Annotated in this window: 13 protein-coding genes; 8 read left to right on the forward strand and 5 right to left on the reverse strand. The window is 42.7% G+C overall.

Annotated elements, in window-relative coordinates; translation table 11 throughout:
- Positions 1–202 precede the first annotated feature (202 nt).
- Together NI469_RS04580 and NI469_RS04585 are read right to left on the reverse strand one after the other, a co-directional pair.
- Positions 203–1915: an electron transfer flavoprotein-ubiquinone oxidoreductase gene (locus NI469_RS04580; protein WP_253174515.1), complete on the reverse strand. Its 1713-nt coding sequence runs from the start codon at positions 1913–1915 to the stop codon at positions 203–205.
- A 225-nt stretch (positions 1916–2140) separates the two neighbouring features.
- Positions 2141–2977 (reverse strand): IclR family transcriptional regulator, encoded by an 837-nt coding sequence (locus NI469_RS04585; protein ID WP_004280319.1) that lies wholly within the window; start codon positions 2975–2977, stop codon positions 2141–2143.
- Between the two features lie 503 nt (positions 2978–3480).
- Between NI469_RS04585 and NI469_RS04590 the strand changes: the two genes are divergently transcribed.
- From NI469_RS04590 to NI469_RS04615, 6 genes are all read left to right on the forward strand, one after another.
- The gene (locus NI469_RS04590; protein WP_005106932.1) at positions 3481–4635 is read left to right on the forward strand and encodes an acyl-CoA dehydrogenase family protein; all 1155 of its coding nucleotides are present in this window, start codon (positions 3481–3483) and stop codon (positions 4633–4635) included.
- 31 nt (positions 4636–4666) lie between these two features.
- Positions 4667–5866, forward strand: coding sequence for an acyl-CoA dehydrogenase (locus NI469_RS04595; RefSeq protein ID WP_004646973.1), 1200 nt, complete (start codon positions 4667–4669; stop codon positions 5864–5866).
- A 255-nt stretch (positions 5867–6121) separates the two neighbouring features.
- Positions 6122–7402: an MFS transporter gene (locus NI469_RS04600; RefSeq protein WP_253174516.1), complete on the forward strand. Its 1281-nt coding sequence runs from the start codon at positions 6122–6124 to the stop codon at positions 7400–7402.
- 40 nt (positions 7403–7442) lie between these two features.
- Entirely contained in the window at positions 7443–8114 is a 672-nt protein-coding gene (locus NI469_RS04605; protein WP_004730985.1) for a 3-oxoacid CoA-transferase subunit A, read from the forward strand.
- The gene (locus tag NI469_RS04610; protein ID WP_253174517.1) at positions 8114–8773 is read left to right on the forward strand and encodes a 3-oxoacid CoA-transferase subunit B; all 660 of its coding nucleotides are present in this window, start codon (positions 8114–8116) and stop codon (positions 8771–8773) included. The genes NI469_RS04605 and NI469_RS04610 overlap by 1 nt, the downstream gene beginning before the upstream one ends.
- A gap of 206 nt (positions 8774–8979) precedes the next feature.
- Complete coding sequence (locus tag NI469_RS04615; RefSeq protein WP_253174518.1) at positions 8980–11559, forward strand: bifunctional diguanylate cyclase/phosphodiesterase; 2580 nt, start codon at positions 8980–8982, stop codon at positions 11557–11559.
- A 174-nt stretch (positions 11560–11733) separates the two neighbouring features.
- Here the strand turns inward: NI469_RS04615 and NI469_RS04620 are convergent, their stop codons facing one another.
- The 3 genes from NI469_RS04620 to NI469_RS04630 form a co-directional block, all read right to left on the reverse strand.
- Positions 11734–12933 carry an MFS transporter gene (locus NI469_RS04620; RefSeq protein WP_253174519.1) on the reverse strand — a complete coding sequence of 400 codons (1200 nt, stop codon included), beginning with the start codon at positions 12931–12933 and terminating at the stop codon, positions 11734–11736.
- Between the two features lie 17 nt (positions 12934–12950).
- Positions 12951–14216 carry a DcaP family trimeric outer membrane transporter gene (locus NI469_RS04625; protein ID WP_253174520.1) on the reverse strand — a complete coding sequence of 422 codons (1266 nt, stop codon included), beginning with the start codon at positions 14214–14216 and terminating at the stop codon, positions 12951–12953.
- A 115-nt stretch (positions 14217–14331) separates the two neighbouring features.
- Entirely contained in the window at positions 14332–15630 is a 1299-nt protein-coding gene (locus NI469_RS04630; protein ID WP_213687275.1) for an MFS transporter, read from the reverse strand.
- Between the two features lie 452 nt (positions 15631–16082).
- On the opposite strand from NI469_RS04630, the gene NI469_RS04635 reads away from it, so the two are divergent.
- Entirely contained in the window at positions 16083–16856 is a 774-nt protein-coding gene (locus tag NI469_RS04635) for an enoyl-CoA hydratase (RefSeq protein ID WP_005106939.1), read from the forward strand.
- Between the two features lie 2 nt (positions 16857–16858).
- Positions 16859–18379: a 3-hydroxyacyl-CoA dehydrogenase gene (locus NI469_RS04640; RefSeq protein WP_253174521.1), complete on the forward strand. Its 1521-nt coding sequence runs from the start codon at positions 16859–16861 to the stop codon at positions 18377–18379.
- The last annotated feature ends 14 nt before the right edge of the window (positions 18380–18393 follow it).

The raw sequence follows: 18393 nt of genomic DNA on the forward strand, positions 1-18393 counted from the left end.
TAGCTCATTTTGGTTAAGCCATTTTTATATCCAGTACGCTATAAAATCTTTTCTATTATTTCTATTCTAACTTATTAATTCCAGCTCCCGAGGGAGCTGGGATTACCTAAAAAATTAAAGTGAAGTGTTAATACTAACTGCTTCAAGAGTGGGTATATGAATGTGAGAAATAGATGTATTTTTCTCATTCACAGGAATTACCTTACATATTCGGGTAATTCGGACCACCACCACCTTCCGGTGTCACCCAGGTGATGTTCTGGGACGGATCCTTGATGTCACAGGTCTTGCAGTGCACACAGTTGGCTGCATTGATCTGGAAACGCTTGGAACCGTCATTATTTTCCATAATTTCATAGACTCCCGCCGGGCAGTAACGCTGTGCAGGCTCGTCCCATGTCGGCAGGTTGACTTCCACCGGAATAGAGGCATCGGTGAGTTTTAAATGCGCTGGCTGGTTTTCTTCATGCACGGTATTCGATACAAACACTGAAGACAGACGGTCAAAGGTCAGCTTGCCATCCGGTTTTGGATAGTTTGGCTTGAAGTTCACTTCATCGACGGTTTTTAATGCCTTGAAGTCAGGCAGCAGGTCATGCAGGGTGAACGGAACTTTAAACACGTTCTGGTCGATAAAGTTAAAGGCACCACCGATCCATTGACCGAACTTGTGCATGGCAGGACCGAAGTTACGCGAGTTATAGAGTTCTTCTTTTAGCCAGCTGTTGTTAAACTTGTCAGTATATGCGGTGAGTTCTTTCACAAAGAAATCTTCACCCTCTACAACACGTGCCACCGCCAGATCACCGCCTTTTTCTACACCGGCAGCAATCGCTTCAAACACCGCTTCACCGCAGAGCATGCCGGATTTCATCGCCGTATGAGAACCTTTGATCTTGGCAAAGTTCAGGAAGCCCGCATCATCCCCAATTAACGAGCCACCCGGGAAGGTGAATTTTGGTAGTGAGTTAAAACCACCTTTGGTCACGGCACGCGCACCATAAGAAATACGCTTACCACCTTCCAGATACTGCTTGATCAATGGATGGGTTTTCCAGCGCTGCATTTCCATGAAGGGATACATATGCGGGTTGGTGTAAGACAGATCTACGATCATGCCCAGAGTCACCTGGTTATTCTCAGCATGGTATAACCACCAGCCACCTGAAGAACCAGTTTCATTTAGTGGCCAGCCGGCACCGTGCATCACCAGACCCGGTTTGTGCTTGGCAGGATCGATTTCCCAAAGCTCTTTAATGCCGATACCGTAATGTTGTGGATCCGCATCCTTGTCCAGGTTGAATTTCTGGATCAGGCGCTTACCAAGATGACCACGGCAGCCTTCAGCGAAAATTGTGTATTTGGCATGCAGTTCATAACCCGGGGTAAAGTTATGCGTTGGTTCGCCATCTTTACCAATACCCATATCACCGGTTTGGATGCCTTTGACTGTACCATCGGCATGATACAGAATTTCAGACGCGGCAAAGCCTGGGAAGATCGACACTTCCAGTTCTTCGGCTTTCTGGCCTAACCAGCGCACCACGTTGCCAAGCGAGATGACATAGTTGCCATCATTATGCATGGTTTTAGGCACCATCCAGTGCGGTGCTTCCTGTGATTTTTCATCTGACAGCAGGAAGAAGGTTTTATCTTCAGTCACCGGGACATTCAGCGGGGCACCCTGTTCTTTCCAGTCCGGGAACAGCTCGTTCATGGCACGCGGTTCAAGCACAGCACCAGACAGAATATGTGCACCGACTTCGGAGCCTTTTTCTACGACACAAACGGACAAATCGTTTAAGTTGTTTTCAATTGCAAGTTGACGGATTTTGATCGCAGCAGAAAGACCCGCAGGGCCTGCGCCTACGATGACGACGTCAAACTCCATCGATTCTCTTGTTATATCTTCCATAATATAAAATTCAATTTCGCTATACGATATTTATAGCATTATCTAAATCGGTTATGAAGCTTATTTTTGATCTTTTTATTTGAAATAGGACTTTATCTTTTTTAAATCTTATCTATTTCGCAGCATTAAAAAGGTTTGCTGAGAATTCTGGATAAAGGAAGAAGATGTGTAGATTGGGTATTCAATAAAAAGAGCGACTTAATGTCGCTCTGATAATTAATTTTTTTATATGTTATTGAGATTCATTGCAATATTATTCACCATGTGAATCAGACGCGGTCCAATTTCATTTTCCAGTTTTTCCTGATTTAACAGATAACTTGGGGCACCACAGTTAAACGTTAATATCCCATGTTTGGGGTGAACCAACGGAACTGCCACGGAATTCACATCTTTTGCCCAGTCACCTAAAGACAGACAATAGCCATAATCCTGATAATCACGGATTGCACGTTCCAGATTACGCTTGATGGTTGGCCACTGATCTTCGTTTCTTTTCTTGATGGCATCAAATAAATATTCGCGTTCCTTCACATCCATCGCTGCCAGACAGGCCCGTCCCATGGCACTGCTATGAATCGGTAAAGTCGAACCGACAGGGCGGCGCATGGTTAGCGTCGATTCTGTATGTACCACTTCCAGATAAATCATGCTCAAACGGTCACGGGTAGCCATTGCCACAGGGGCTTGGGAATAGCGTGACATTTCTTCCATAAACGGATAAGCCTGAGTCCGCGCAGAAATATTACTCAAAGCTGCATAACCCAAAGCCAATACGCCAACATCCAACAGATATTTCGTGGTATTCGGTAGTTGTTTTAAATAACCTAAAGAAACCAGGGTGCTGGTAATACGGGCCACAGTTGGCTTGGGTAAGTTGGTTAATTGTGCAATTTCCTGATTGCCAAGCAATTGATTGGTCGCTGAAAAGCAACGCAAAATTTCTAATCCACGCGCAATAGATGCAATAAATTGAGGATTATTTTCTCTATGAATATGTGAAATCGGATCTAAACGGATTTCATCAAAGTTGGGAATTTCACCAGTTTTATTTTTTGTCATGGTCAGGGCAATTAAAGTTAAATTAATGAATATGATAGCAACATAATTTCACGATACAAAATAAAACACTTCTACAAAAGATAAAATATAAGAAAAAGTGCCGAAATTATTTGTAGTCGGAAAGAATTCTGTTACCCAAGTTTAAAGACAACATAAAATCATCTAGTTTTTTAGGTTTAATACGTAGCCAACACATTTAAAAAGTTTCGATTTCTCCGAAAGAGTCAGTGACCGATAAGTATTACAGCAAGAAAAAAGGTTTAATTATCTATTCAAAAAAACTGATAAATAAAACAATCATTCATTAAAATATTTCGTATCGTGAAATTAAATATTAAACACAAATCAACTGGAATACCAGAAAAATTTCATTTTTTAGTTAAAACATAAAATTTTTAATAATTTCACTTGCTCAAAATGATTTTTTATGATTATTTATTTCGCAATACGAAACAAAAATAAAGGTAAAGGAATTTACCTAAATTATATCCATGGAGATTCATATGATTCGTGATCCGGAAATGCTAGACCAACTTCTGTCAACGATTCGCGATTTTGTAAAAAATGAACTGGTGCCTCTTGAGCATGAAGTAGAAGAGAACAACGCCATTCCTGAACATATTGTGGAACAGATGAAAGAATTGGGCTTGTTTGGCCTGACGATTCCAGAAGAATATGGCGGTTTAGGCATTACCATGGAAGAAGAAATTCTGGTGGCGATGGAATTAGGTCATACATCGGCTGCCTTTCGCTCTTTAATTGGTACTAACAACGGCATTGGCTCAAGTGGCATTGTAATTGATGGTACAGAAGAGCAAAAACAGAAATATTTACCGCGTTATGCAACAGGCGAAATTATTGGTTCATTCTGTTTGACCGAACCGGATTCCGGCTCAGACGCTGCTGCTTTAAAAACCAGTGCAGTCAAAGACGGCGATTATTATATTTTAAACGGAACTAAACGCTTTATCACCAATGCACCACGTGCCACGACATTTACCGTGATGGCACGTACCAATCAAGAGATTAAAGGTGCGAGCGGTATTTCAGCATTTCTAGTCGAAGCAGGCACACTTGGTTTAAGCCTAGGTAAAATTGACAAGAAAATGGGCCAACATGGTTCCTATACCTGTGATGTAATTTTTGATAACTGTAAAGTACATAAAGATCAGCTGATTGGCGGTGTAGAAGGGATCGGCTTTAAAACAGCAATGCGCGTTCTGGATAAGGGCCGTCTGCACATTGCCGGTTATAGCGTCGGCATGGCTGAGCGCATGCTAGAAGACGCACTTAACTATGCAGTGGAACGCAAACAGTTTGGTCAGCCCATTGCGAATTTCCAGCTAATTCAAGGTATGTTGGCAGACTCCAAAGCCGAGATTTATGCAGCCAAATGTATGGTGCTGGATGCTGCACGTCTGCGTGATGCTGGCCAAAATGTTACGACTGAAGCCTCTTGTGCCAAAATGTTTGCAACTGAAATGTGTGGTCGAGTTGCTGATCGCTGTTTGCAGATTCATGGCGGAGCGGGTTATATCAGTGAATATTCAATTGAACGTTTCTACCGTGATGTGCGTCTGTTCCGTTTATATGAAGGAACGACACAAATCCAGCAAATTATTATTGCGCGTGAAATGATTAAACAAGCAACCGCCTGATCTCATAATTTTAAAATAAGGAAATATTAAAATGACGACAAAAATTAGATTTGATTGGCAAGACCCGTTTTTAATAGAACAGCAACTGACATCAGAAGAGCGCATGATTCGCGATGCAGCGGCAGCGTACTGTCAAGACAAACTGATGCCGCGTGTACTGGAACAGTTCCGTCATGAAAAAACCGATCCGGCTATTTTCCGTGAAATGGGAGAACTGGGTTTACTCGGTCCAACCATTCCGGAACAGTACGGCGGTGCAGGTTTAAATTATGTCAGTTATGGTCTGATTGCGCGTGAAGTTGAACGTGTCGATTCAGGTTACCGTTCAATGGCCAGCGTACAAAGCTCTCTGGTGATGGTACCCATTAATGAATTTGGTTCTGAAGAGCAAAAGCAGAAGTATTTACCAAAATTAGCAACCGGTGAATATATTGGTTGCTTCGGCTTGACCGAGCCGGATCATGGTTCGGATCCGGGCAGCATGATTAGTCGTGCTAAAAAAGTCGAGGGTGGTTACCGTTTAACTGGCGCAAAAATGTGGATTACCAATAGTCCGATTGCCGATGTATTTGTAGTTTGGGCCAAAGAAGTTTCTGCCGAAGGTAATATCGGTGACATTCGTGGCTTTATTTTAGAAAAAGGCTGGGAAGGGCTTTCTGCTCCAACGATTCACGGCAAGGTGGGTCTACGTGCCTCAATCACCGGTGAAATTGTAATGGATAACGTCTTTGTTCCAGAAGAAAATGCATTTCCGGAAGTTCGCGGTTTAAAAGGGCCTTTTACCTGCTTGAATAGTGCACGTTACGGGATTGCCTGGGGTGCCATGGGAGCTGCAGAGTTCTGCTGGCATACCGCACATCAATACACCATGGACCGTAAACAGTTTGGTCGACCACTCGCTGCGAATCAGCTGATCCAGAAGAAACTGGCAGATATGCAAACTGAAATTGCACTCGGTTTGCAGGTGGCTTTACGTTTTGGCCGCATGAAGGATGAAGGCATTGCTTCAGTTGAAGGTACATCACTGATCAAGCGCAACAACTGCGGCAAGGCACTGGATATTGCCCGTTTGGCCCGTGACATGATGGGTGGAAATGGCATTAGCGATGAATTCGGTGTAGCCCGTCATCTGGTTAATCTGGAAGTGGTAAATACCTATGAAGGTACCCATGATGTACATGCCCTGATTTTAGGTCGTGCACAAACCGGAATTGCAGCCTTTTGCAACTAAACCTGACATCAACTTCTAGCCAGCATTGCTGGCTAGATTGTTTTCGGGGTTAAGAATCGCGGCTTAATCACATCTTTCAATGTATTGCTATGTGATTTCTATAGAGCAACTTTATCAAAAACTTTGAAAATCATTTTTATACCACCTGGTTCAAGCGTGGTAATGATCAGTAAATATTCTATATTTCACCTAAATAATTAAGTGAAATATGCATTTTAAAAAGGCACAGGAGTGCCGAAAAGTAGAAAGAGCATTATGGATACGATCAGTTCACAACAACACCCAGTGGAAGGTGGAAACGAACCCAAGCAAAGAGTCTGGATTCTGGCCTTTATCTTCTCATTTTTAGCATTATTGGTTGATGGTGCTGATATTGCGTTATTAGCCTACAGTCTGACCAGTCTGAAACAAGAGTTTTCATTAAGTAATATGCAGGCCGGTGCCTTAGGGAGCTGGACGCTTGCAGGCATGGCTATCGGCGGTTTTTTTGGTGGCTGGGCATGTGACCGTTTTGGCCGGGTTCGTGTGATCGTCATTGCCATTGCATTATTTTCTTCATTAACTTTCTGGTTGGGATTCGTGGAAAGTTATGATCAGTTCAAATGGCTGCGCTTTACGTCTGCGATTGGACTAGGTGCTCTATATATTGCCTGTAATACACTCATGGCAGAGTATGTACCCACCAAATATCGCTCTACAGTATTGGCAACGCTCATGACTGGCTGGACTTTAGGCTCGGTGGTCGCAACTGTTCTGGCTGGATGGCTGTTGCCTGAATTTGGCTGGCGATACCTCTATTATATTGCCATTATTCCAATTGTACTGGCCTTCGCGATGTACTTCTTGGTGCCTGAACCGAAAGCCTGGTTAGATGCGCGTCAAGCACGCCTGGATGCAAAAGCCAGTGGCATTGTGCAGGAAAAGCCCAAGAACACTTTCAAAATGATTTTTGAAGATGCACTCAGCCGTCGCATGTTTATCCTCTGGTCCTTCAGTACCGCATTTTTACAGTTTGGCTATTATGGAGTCAGCAACTGGCTACCGGCCTATTTAGAGACTGATCTGGGAATCAAGTTTAAAGAAATGACCATGTATATGATCGGAACTTTTCTGATCATGATGTGTACCAAAGTCATTGCCGGTTTTATCGCTGACCGGATTGGCCGCCGTGCGGTATTTGCTTTCGGTACCATGGGTACTGCGATTTTTATCCCTGTGATTGTCTTTGGTAATACGCCAGATAACATTCTCTGGCTGATGTTATTTTTCGGTTTTCTCTATGGTATTCCATACGGTATTAATGCGACTTACATGACAGAAAGCTTCTCCACCAAAGTACGTGGAACAGCAGTAGGTGGTGCATATAACGTGGGCCGACTGGGTGCGGTGTTTGCACCTCTTACGATTGGCTATTTTGCTCAAGGAGGCTCAATTGGTACCGGCTTACTGATTATGGGCATTGCCTATTTTCTTTGCGGCCTGATACCCGCTTTCTTTATTAAAGACCGCTTATTTGATCCACAAAAGGCAGATTAATCTGCACTCGTAATATAGATAGAACATGCTAGGAAGCAATATGATGAATAAAATCACGCAGGATATCGAGACGGTACTTAAGCAAATTCCTGATGGTGCACACATTATGACCAGTGGTTTTGGCCTGGCAGGTCAGCCGGTAGAATTAATCGAAGCATTAATTGACTTTGGTCCTAGAGACTTAACCATTATTAACAACAATGCAGCTTCTGGAGATCGTGGTCTAACCAATCTGCTGTTGTCTGGACTGGTTAAAAAAATGATCTGTTCATTTCCACGGGCCAATAACTCAACAGTATTTGAAGATTTGTATAAAGCAGGAAAAGTTGAGCTAGAACTGGTACCACAGGGTAATCTGGCCTGCCGTATTCAGGCAGCCGGTGCTGGCTTAGGGGCTGTTTTTACTCCAACCGGTTTTGGTACCAAGATAGCTGAGGGTAAAGAAACCCGAAATATCAATGGAAAAGATTATGTGCTGGAATATCCGATACATGCTGATTATGCCTTGGTTTATGCCAATCAGGCAGATCAGTGGGGCAACTTGACCTACCGTAAGGCAGCACGGAATTTTGGTCCGATCATGGCCAAAGCAGCAAAAACCACCATTGCACAAGTCCATCAAGTTGTGGAACTGGGAGAACTTGATCCAGAGATCATTGTAACGCCAGGAATTTTTGTACAGCATGTGGTCAAGGTTGGAGATATTAAATAATGAATATTCAAAAACGTAGTCGTGAACAGATTGTAGCTAAAGTTGCACAAGACATTCCAACCGGCTCTTTTGTAAATTTGGGTATTGGTTTACCGACACGCGTAGCAGGTTATTTAAAACCTGAACAAGGAGTAATTCTACACTCGGAAAATGGCGTTTTAGGTTTTGCTGCATTGAGTGATCCTGAACAGGCAGATGATGATCTGATTAACGCCGGCAAAGAACTCGTAAGCATGTTGCAAGGTGGCAGTTTTATGAATTCTGCCGACTCTTTCGATATCATGCGAGGCGGGCATCTGGATATCTGTATCATGGGGGCTTTTCAGGTCGCTATTAATGGTGATCTGGCGAACTGGCATACCGGTAATGCTGATGCTGTACCTGCTGTAGGCGGTGCGATGGATCTGGCAGTGGGTGCTCGCTGTGTCTATGTTTGCATGGAACATGTGACCAAAAACGGTGAGGCAAAAATTGTTGAAGAACTGACTTATCCTCTAACAGGTAAACATTGTGTCAACCGTATTTATACCGATCTCTGTGTGATTGAATTAAAAGACAACCAGGCTCAGGTTATTGAAATAGTGGATGGCTTAAGTTTTGAAGAATTGCAACGGCAGACTGGCTGTAAATTAGTGGACTGTCGTCAACAAGCAGCCTAAAAATAAGTCCGTAATATTCTGATTGAGTAAAAGTATAGTTTTAGATCACAGCTTCGGCTGTGATTTTTAAATTTTAGAATTATTATCAAATACACGTAATATTGACCATATTTCCGTATTTTAAAGATATAAATACAAACTTTTGCTAATGATTATTTTAATAATAAGTCTAAAATGTTAACAAGCTAAGGAAGGTGATAGTCTGAATGAATAATAATTGTGATGATCAAGAAATTTTTCATATTTTTAATCTGATTGGTCGCCATACTGAACTTAAGCCTATCCTCGATGTCATTAGCCAGTGGCTTGAATCGCGCATTCCAGATGCGCTTGTCACCATTATGCTCTATCAGGATGACACCCAAACTTTAAATGTTATAAGTGGCAAACAGCACTTTTCAAAAGAGTACTGTAATGCTATTCAAGATTTGAAAATTGGGCCAAATCAAGGATCGTGTGGCGTAGCTGCTTTCTTACGTCAGTTGGTCATTAGTCCGAATTTAATGAAAGACCCAAACTGGCAGTCTTACCGTGCTTTGGTAAATGCAGAAAAATTGTCTAGCTGCTGGTCTATGCCGATTATTAATGCTTCAGATATTTTGTACGGAACGTTTGCCACTTATTATCGAACACCGAAAATACCGACTGAACATCATATTCAGCTTTTACAGCAAGCGGCAAAATTAGTTGCTCTCGCAATTGAGCTTGATCAGGAACGTCAAAAAAGACATGAGCTTAATGAAAAATACAGCTCATTTTATACCTATCATCCAGATATTATTTTTGAACTTGACCTACAGGGACATGTGCTTAATACCAATATTGCTTGCGAAGAAATTACAGGTTTTTCTAAAGCGCAAATCTATGGTCAGCACTATTGTGCCTTCATACCGCCCGAATTCCATGAACTTGCTAACGTTTCATTTTCAGAAGCGGCGCAAGGTAAATCTCAACATTATGAACTTCCAATTTATAATGTTGCAGGCGATATCTTATGGCTGGATCTGACCAATTTACCGATTATTCAAAATCAGAAAGTCACCGGTATTATTGGCATTGCCCGAGATATTACTGTATCGCGTGAAAACAAGGAGTCTCTACGATTATTAAAACGGGGGGTAGAGGCCAGTCCGAATAGTCTTTTTATTACCGATGTCTCTGAAGAAAGGCTAATGGTGTATGTAAATCCGGCTTTTCTAAAGCTCACCGGTTATACAGCAGCAGAAGTATTAGGACAAAGCTGTTTTTTCTTACAGGGTCCAGATACTGATCCGGATCAGATTGCATTACTCAAGCAAGCGGTCAAAGAACAAAAAGAAATTCAGGTGACTATAAAAAGTTACTGTAAAGATGGTAGCTGGTTCTGGAATCGTTTAACTATAGGTCCTATTTTTGACCAGACAGGAACCTGCACCCATTTTTTGGGGATTCAGGAAGATATTACCCAGCAACGTATTCACGAAGAATATATTCAACATCAGCATACTCATGATCATTTAACCGGTTTACCGAACCAGCATGCATTCAAACAGATTCTGGAAAATATTTTTGAAGTACAGCACGAGAGCTCACAACCTTTAGTCTTGCTGTATATAGATCTGGACGACTTTAAAAATATCAACGACAGCTTAGGTCATCTGGTGGGTGACCAGATTCTCAAAAGTGTGGGCGAGCGGCTGCAAAAATTTGTTCAAGGCAATAATGTGCTATGCCGCTTTGCTGAAGATGAATTTATTTTACTGCTCTCAGGGACAGATGAGCACACTGAAGTCGAGGCGATCGCCGGAGAAATTCTTGATCTTCTTTCCATGCTGTTTATCGTCGATCAGTACAAAATCCATTTAAGTGCCAGTATTGGTATCGTGGCAGATGACAGTTCAATCCATCATTCTTCTGAATTGATCTATCAGTCTGTTTTGGCGATGCAGGAAGCTAAAAGACAAGGTCGTAATATGTGGCAGTGGTATGAAAAAAACAGAATGCAACATGTCGCAGAAATAGACTATACGAATCTGCGTCTGGAACTCATGGAAGCGATCAATCAGGAAAATTTTGACCTGTTCTATCAGCCGTTGATTCATCCTGAAACTGGACTGGTAACAGGTGTAGAAGCTTTAATCCGTTGGTGCCATCCACAGCAGGGTTATATTTCCCCAGCGATTTTTATTCCACTTGCAGAAAGAACCGGGCAAATTATTAGCGTAGGTCAATGGGTATTGGAAAAGGCCTGTCTAGATATTGCGGAGTGGAACAAGACGCACAATAGCCAGATCACAGTATCGGTGAATATTTCTCCTTTGCAATTCCGTAGAGCAGGCTTTTTGCAGGTACTTGAACATGCGCTTGAACTCAGTCAATTACCGCCGGAATTACTTAAAATTGAAATTACGGAAGGTGTCATCATTAATGGTGCAGATCGAACGATAGAAATTTTGAAAGCAGTACGTGCTTTAGGTGTACAGGTTGCCATTGATGATTTTGGTACAGGTTATTCGAGTCTCAGTTATCTGCGTCGCTTGCCGATTAATCAAATCAAGTTAGACCGTAGTTTTATTGAAGAGCTGACCCTCGATGGTCAGGATGCTGCAATTGTGCAATCGATTATTCACTTGGCACATCAGCTGGATTTGGAAGTTGTCGCGGAAGGGGTCGAAACTTTAAGTCAGGCCAGTTTGCTCTATCAACAGGGTTGTGATCTGCTACAAGGCTTCTTTTATGCAAAACCTGCGCCTTTAACTGAATTGAAGCCTGTTTATCTCGCAATGGAAAATAGTAAATTGAATTAACTCTAAAAAATTAAGATATCAATAATTTCGACCGCTCTTCAGATAGAAGGGAAACGATAAACAGACCTCAAGAGTTTTCCTATTTTATGAGCGTATCATCTCTATAATTTATACTCAGTATAGAAAGTGGAATAAAAAATAGATTTTTAACCCCCCAAAGGTTTTTAACAGTATCTAAGGCTCAGGCTGAATATTGGCTAAATTTCTTTCTTGGTTTAAATCATAATAGTTAATCACAAAGATCAATAGGGCAAAAATAAAACCTAAAATGACGCAGGCAGACCAGCCATAGCTTTTCCATAAATGCAGCGATAAAAATGCACCCAGACCGGCACCAGAAAAATAACAGGTCATATAGATGGCATTAATCCGCGAGCGAGCCTGCATTGAAATTCGATAGACCAGATTCTGGTTCAGGACATGCAAACAGGAAATTCCGAAATAAGCCAGAATCAAGCCCAGGATATAAATCCATAAATAATTTTGGGCAAAGAATAAGGGAATCCAGGCCAGAATCAGTCCACATGTGGCTAGGTGCGCAATCCATTTTTCCCGATGCCTGCCAATCATTTTACCGGTCCACTGAGAGGACCAGATGCCGACCACTCCCACAATGCCCATGAGGCCAATCTGGAAATCGTTAAAATGATAAGGTGCTTCAGCCAGAATAAAAGTCATGGTAGTAAAGATAATACTCAGCATGCCAAAGCCCAAGCCGCCGATCATACTCCGCCTGATCAGCATGGGTTCTGTTCGGGCAAAGGTAAATAGTGAGCGATAAATTTGCAATATATTCATCTGTAACTGGCTCTTGGCACTCGGCAACTGGAACCACATGGCCAGACTTAGCAGAAGAATTGCACAACCACTAAATAGGTATACCGCATGCCAGGACCATAAAGTAGAAATCAGTCCGGCCACGGTACGGGCAAACAGAATACCAACCAGAACACCACTCATGAGCAGGCCAATGACTTCGGCACTTTTATCACGTTGCGACAGGCTGGCGGCAAAAGGAATCAGAATCTGGGTGGTAATCGAACAAAAAGAGGCGAGCAGGGTAAAGCCATACAACATATGCAGATTGGTACTGGCTGAAAGCCCAATAAGCGCCAGTCCGGTACACAACATCAAACTACAGATATACAGCCGTTTTTCAAACAAATCACCCAGAGGGACAAACAAAAATAATCCGGTGGCATAGCCAATCTGGGTCAGTACTACAGTCCAGCCAGACTGAGCCACACTGATTTGCAGATCCTCTGCAATAGAATAAATCAGGGGCTGGTTAAAATAGTTACAACCTGCGCAGAGTGCGCAGGTCATTGCCATCATGAACATGAAACGGCGTGAAATTTGCCCTTGGGCTGACATCCTTGTCTCCTGAGGCTTTAAAAACTATAGTTAGCAGAGAAGTTGATACGTGAAATATCTGCTTCCTTATTGTCAAAGGTTTCACGTTTGCCATGATGATATTCTGCACCCAGATTAATCTTTGGAACAGGAGAATAGATCACGTTGGCCACATAGTCGGTTAAGCGCTTATTGGTTTCAGGATTCGCGCGTGCATAGTCGCTGGAATCATCAAAATCAACAACGCTGGCATTAATACTACTCCGTAGTTTTGGCGTAAATTTATGCGTGAAGCCAATATTTATACTATTGAACTCATTGAGCAAAAGTTCATTATTGATTGGATCGACTGAATAATCGCCACCCCAGGCAGCACCATCGGTTGTTGAACCTTGAGTCAAGAAAGCTGCAATACGCTGATCACCGACCATATGGAAATAGTTACCTTGAATCGAGTTTTGATCATCTAAACGGTAACGTCCACCAACTCCCACACCCCAGCCAACTTTCTCGATATCGCCTGTCGCAATCTGTGCCTGCTTTTGATTGACAAAGCCTTGAGCTAATAAATGAAGAGGGCCTGATTGATGAACATATTTAGTGGTTAATGCAGGAAAAGCAGAAGAACGATCGCCACCGGCCATATATTCCAGACCGACATTCCAGGTATTTTCTGGATCAAGTTTAAAAGCATAGCTCACCTGAGGTGTACGTAAGACTGATCCACCCAAGAACAAGCTGTAATCGACAGCTTCAGTGCTAATCTCTGGTGTAGACATCAATGACCAGGCCTGACCAAATGTCCAGTTATAATATTTTAAATGTGCATGACGGATACGTAATCCACCATCGCCTTTACCATTGTTGGTCCAGAAGTCGGCTTCTAAACGAGCAGAAACATTCGGGTTTCCACCTAGATCTTTGGCTAGAAAACCAATTCGGCTGGCAGCCGCAGTAAAATCGGAACGTACAGAATCCGGTTCAGTAAAAGGTACTTTATTAATCTGGTTAATGGTACGGCCACGGGCTTCAGTAGTACTTTTGAAATCGACTGCACCATCAAAGCGGATCAAACCATAAACATCGACATTGTCAACCATTGAACTCAGGGTTTTAGAGTCTTGCGCTTTGGCTTCTTCCTGCTGGGTCTTTAGCGCGAGTTGCTCTGCTTTTTGTTGTTCTAGTTCTGCCTGGATTTGCTTTAACTGTGATTCTAAAAACTGCATCCGGTCTTCAGAAGCTTCTGCTGAAAATGCCTGTGCAGAAGCAATACTGCATAATGTTGCTAAAACTAATTTTTTCATTTCTTAATCCCTGAAGAAACTTTTAATTCTGAATGAAAGGAAACCTTTCTATACGTATGGTCAATATTTGGAGAAAGAGGAAGGCAGCGATTTGACCTGCCTTCCGAAGTGGGGTTTATTCTGCTTTTTGCGGATCGTATAAACGGTCTTTAATAAACAGGGCAGGAATCAAACCGCATAGGAAGTATGCTGCACCCATTACCAACAGACCTGTACCAATCGAACCATGCATCGCAAGATAACCAATCGTAATTGGAGCGAAGATTGCACCGATACGACCAATATTGAATGCACCACCCACCGCTGTACCACGAACACCAGTCGGGAAACTTTCGGTTAGATAGGTTGCATTGATAGCATATGGAATACCGTACAGGAAGCCGAAGATTAGCATCAGTACGCCAATGTTATCGGCATTATGCATATACACCACGACAGGGATAAACAGAGCCGTTCCCATGGTGCCGAAAGCAAATACAATACGGCGGCCAATTTTATCAGCAACATAACCTGCAATAATTTTAGCAAAAATCATGGTGACAAACGTACCCACCATATACAGGGCCATTTCTTTAAACTTGATGCCTAATTCAGCTTCAAGATAACTTGGCAGCCAGTTACTTACACCGAAATAACCGAATAGCAAGAAACCAGAGCTGAATGACCATAAGATAAACATTCTGCCATGGGTTTTGTCTTTAAGAATGGTGATATATGGATTGCCTTTTTTCGCATCGTTATCCACGATCTGACCAGTTCTTTTCAGTTCACGAACACGTTTCCATGACTCTGGCTCAGGCACCATAAAGTGCATCAGAATACCGAGCGCCAATGGAGCAATCGTAATCCAGTACAGCATACGCCAGCCAAACTCAGGAATGATCCAGCCTGAAATCATGGTAATGACCAGAGAACCTAAAGTGAAACCAGTCATCAATGTTGCCAGTACAGTAGTACGGTATTTGGTCGGTACGTATTCTGACATCAGGGTATTACAGGCAATATATAAACAGCCTAAACCCAAGCAAGAAAGAGTACGTAAAATTGCAAATTCAGTATAAGACTGAGCAAAACCTGAGTAGGCTGACAAGATCGAGAAGGCGATGGTGGCCAGTACAATGACGCGGACACGTCCAAATTTGTCGCATGCCCATCCACCAATAAAACCTCCTATCCCCATACCCAAAAGAGAATAACTTCCTAAAGCACCAGCCTGTACAGAAGTTAGTCCCCATTCAGCTTTCAGACTGGTCAGGCTGAAAGCCAGAATCCCGATATCTGCACCGTCACAGAGCAAAATCAGAAAAGCAAAGACAAAAGCCGTCATCCATAGACGTTTTGGCGCCTGTTTGATGGTATCCGTGGAGGAGACATCGGTTTTATTGTCTCCTGTTACGATGGTATCGCTTGTCATTTTTATATCCTCTATATATTAAAAGTAGCATTTCCTCTGCTACCGCTAAATCCATTTTTCTTCCTCACGGAAACATTTTCCTGATCTAACAGACTTGCTCTGCATACAACAGCCGCTGCATTTACTATCAGGCTACATTCGATTTTTCACGCTTTACGCTAAATCAAAATCATCTCATTGCTGGAAAATTTGATTTCGTAAATTAATTTTAAGTTCTGCCTTATGGCGATTATTCATTTAAATGAATAATCAGATTACATTTAAAATACTTAATTCCGTATTGCGAAATCAATTAATCATAAAATAACCAGATGAACAAGAGTTTTTACTCTATTTTTAGTAAAAAATAACTTTTTTGAATTCTGAAGTTAAAAATCCTTGATTTATAGCTTGAGAAACCTTAGTTTTATATAAAATAAAATTTCGCTATACAAAATAAATGGAGTTTTTTAATGGAACAGGTCGTTCAAATAGAACAAATCTCAACTCATGTAGCGATGGTTAAAATTCATCGACCAGAAGCGAAAAATGCCCTGAATACAGAAGTTCGCCAGAAACTCGCGGCGGCTTTTCTACAATTGAATGACGATGAAAATATCCGTGCCATTATTCTTACCGGTGGTGAAACAGATTTCGCAGCAGGAGCTGATCTAAAAGAACTGGCCAATGCTGAAACCATTCAAATGATGCAGCGTCGCACTGAACGTTACTGGCAGGCGATTGCACAGTGTTCAAAACCGGTGATTGCAGCAGTCAATGGTTATGCACTTGGCGGTGGCTGTGAACTGGCCATGCATGCGGACATTATTATTGCCGGGAAAAGTGCCCAGTTTGGTCAGCCTGAAGTAAAAGTGGGTGTTATGCCGGGTGCCGGTGGTACCCAGCGTTTATTCCGTGCAGTGGGCAAATTTCATGCCATGCGCATGATCATGACCGGTTGTCTGGTGCCTGCACCGGAAGCCTATCAAATTGGTCTGGTGTCCCAGGTGACTGAAGACAGTGAAACCCTTGCTACAGCTATCAAGATGGCGGAAGGCCTAGCGAAAATGCCGCCAATTGCTCTAGAGCAAATCAAGGAAGTGGCTTTACTGGCGGAAGATGTGCCGCTCAATGCTGGACTTACCCTGGAACGTAAGTCTTTCCAGATGCTGTTTTCTTCAGAAGATCAAAAAGAAGGTATGCAAGCCTTTATTGAAAAACGTAAACCAAATTATCAGGGACGATAAGCATGAGTATTCGGATTCAGAAAATCGGCATTATTGGTGTAGGCACGATGGGTGCAGGTATTGCCCAGATCGCGATTCAGTCTGGTCATGATGTGGTACTGTTTGATGCCAAAGAAGGGGCAGCCGAACAGGCACAGGACAAACTGGCCAAAACATTAAATACCTTGGCAGATAAAGGAAAATTCAGCCATGAAAAAGCCGCTGAAGATATTGCTCATCTATCGACTGCCCAGCAGCTAGAAGACTTGAAAGATTGTGACTTGATTGTTGAAGCGATTATTGAAAATCTGGAAATCAAGCAAAAACTGATGCAGCAACTGGAAGGGGTGGTAAAACCTGAGGCGATTCTGGCATCCAATACCTCTTCATTATCGATCAGTGCAATCGCTGCCAACTGTGAGCAGCCAGAACGTGTTGCCGGTTATCACTTCTTTAATCCGGTCCCACTCATGAAAGTGGTCGAAGTGATTGAAGGCTTTAACACCCGTGCTGACATTATTGAAGCATTAACCCAGCTCTCTACAAAAATGGGCCATCGTCCAGTAAAAGCCAAAGATACCCCTGGATTTATCATTAACCATGCTGGCCGTGCCTTTGGTAGCGAAGCCTATGCCATTTTGAATGAAAATGTTACGCAATTTTATGACATCGACCGGATCTACCGCGACGGTATCGGTTTCAAGATGGGGCCGTTCGAGCTAGGCGATCTGACCGGTATGGATGTGTCACATCCGGTAAGTGAATCGATTTATAAACAGTACTATGAAGAAGCACGTTACCGTCCAAGCGTGATTACCCGTCAGCGTTTTATTGCCAAGCAGTTAGGTCGTAAAACCGGTAAAGGTTTCTATGATTACACTTCGGGTAGCAAAGAAGGTGATGTTGCTCCAACATTGGTTGAAAAGTTAAGTCAATATCCCTCAGTCTGGTTAGGCACAGAATATGACGAAGACCGTCAGGCGCTTGAGCAATATCTGCAACAGTTCAATATCCAGATCGAGCAAGGTGAGGCGCCTTCAGCAGAGGCTTTGATTCTGATTGCGACTTATGGTGAAGATGCAACGTCAGCAGCAGTTCGTTATCAGGTGGCACCTCAGCAAGTGGTGTGTATCGATCTGCTATATGGTCTGAACAAACACCGTACCTTGATGCCAACTTTTGTCACCCAACCTGAGCTGGTAAAAGCAGCCCAATCGATTTTCAATCTGGATGGTGTGACCGCCAGTGTAATTCAGGAAAGCGTCGGCTTTGTGGCTCAACGTGCTTTGGCAATGATTGTGAATCTCGGCTGTGATATTGCCCAGCAAGGCGTTGCAACGGTGGAAGATATCAACATCGCGGTGAAACTAGGCCTTGGCTATCCATATGGTCCAATTGAATGGGGGGATGTGCTGGGAGCTGAAAAAATTCTAAAAATTCTGGATCGTATGACTGCGATTACCCGTGACCAGCGTTACCGTCCAAGTCCTTGGTTGCGTCGCCGCGTTCAGCTTGATCTACCGCTTGTTCATACAACACATTAATTAGAAAGTTAAAG

It is taken from the genome of Acinetobacter lwoffii (assembly GCF_024129735.1).
GTDB lineage: Bacteria > Pseudomonadota > Gammaproteobacteria > Pseudomonadales > Moraxellaceae > Acinetobacter > Acinetobacter lwoffii_H.

Bases quoted from the DNA above. Each gene is read 5' to 3' on its own strand.
- NI469_RS04580 (WP_253174515.1), bottom strand. From the start codon at position 1,915: ATGGAAGATATAACAAGAGAATCGATGGAGTTTGACGTCGTCATCGTA.
- NI469_RS04585 (WP_004280319.1), bottom strand. From the start codon at position 2,977: ATGACAAAAAATAAAACTGGTGAAATTCCCAACTTTGATGAAATCCGT.
- NI469_RS04590 (WP_005106932.1), top strand. From the start codon at position 3,481: ATGATTCGTGATCCGGAAATGCTAGACCAACTTCTGTCAACGATTCGC.
- NI469_RS04595 (WP_004646973.1), top strand. From the start codon at position 4,667: ATGACGACAAAAATTAGATTTGATTGGCAAGACCCGTTTTTAATAGAA.
- NI469_RS04600 (WP_253174516.1), top strand. From the start codon at position 6,122: ATGGATACGATCAGTTCACAACAACACCCAGTGGAAGGTGGAAACGAA.
- NI469_RS04605 (WP_004730985.1), top strand. From the start codon at position 7,443: ATGATGAATAAAATCACGCAGGATATCGAGACGGTACTTAAGCAAATT.
- NI469_RS04610 (WP_253174517.1), top strand. From the start codon at position 8,114: ATGAATATTCAAAAACGTAGTCGTGAACAGATTGTAGCTAAAGTTGCA.
- NI469_RS04615 (WP_253174518.1), top strand. From the start codon at position 8,980: ATGAATAATAATTGTGATGATCAAGAAATTTTTCATATTTTTAATCTG.
- NI469_RS04620 (WP_253174519.1), bottom strand. From the start codon at position 12,933: ATGTCAGCCCAAGGGCAAATTTCACGCCGTTTCATGTTCATGATGGCA.
- NI469_RS04625 (WP_253174520.1), bottom strand. From the start codon at position 14,216: ATGAAAAAATTAGTTTTAGCAACATTATGCAGTATTGCTTCTGCACAG.
- NI469_RS04630 (WP_213687275.1), bottom strand. From the start codon at position 15,630: ATGACAAGCGATACCATCGTAACAGGAGACAATAAAACCGATGTCTCC.
- NI469_RS04635 (WP_005106939.1), top strand. From the start codon at position 16,083: ATGGAACAGGTCGTTCAAATAGAACAAATCTCAACTCATGTAGCGATG.
- NI469_RS04640 (WP_253174521.1), top strand. From the start codon at position 16,859: ATGAGTATTCGGATTCAGAAAATCGGCATTATTGGTGTAGGCACGATG.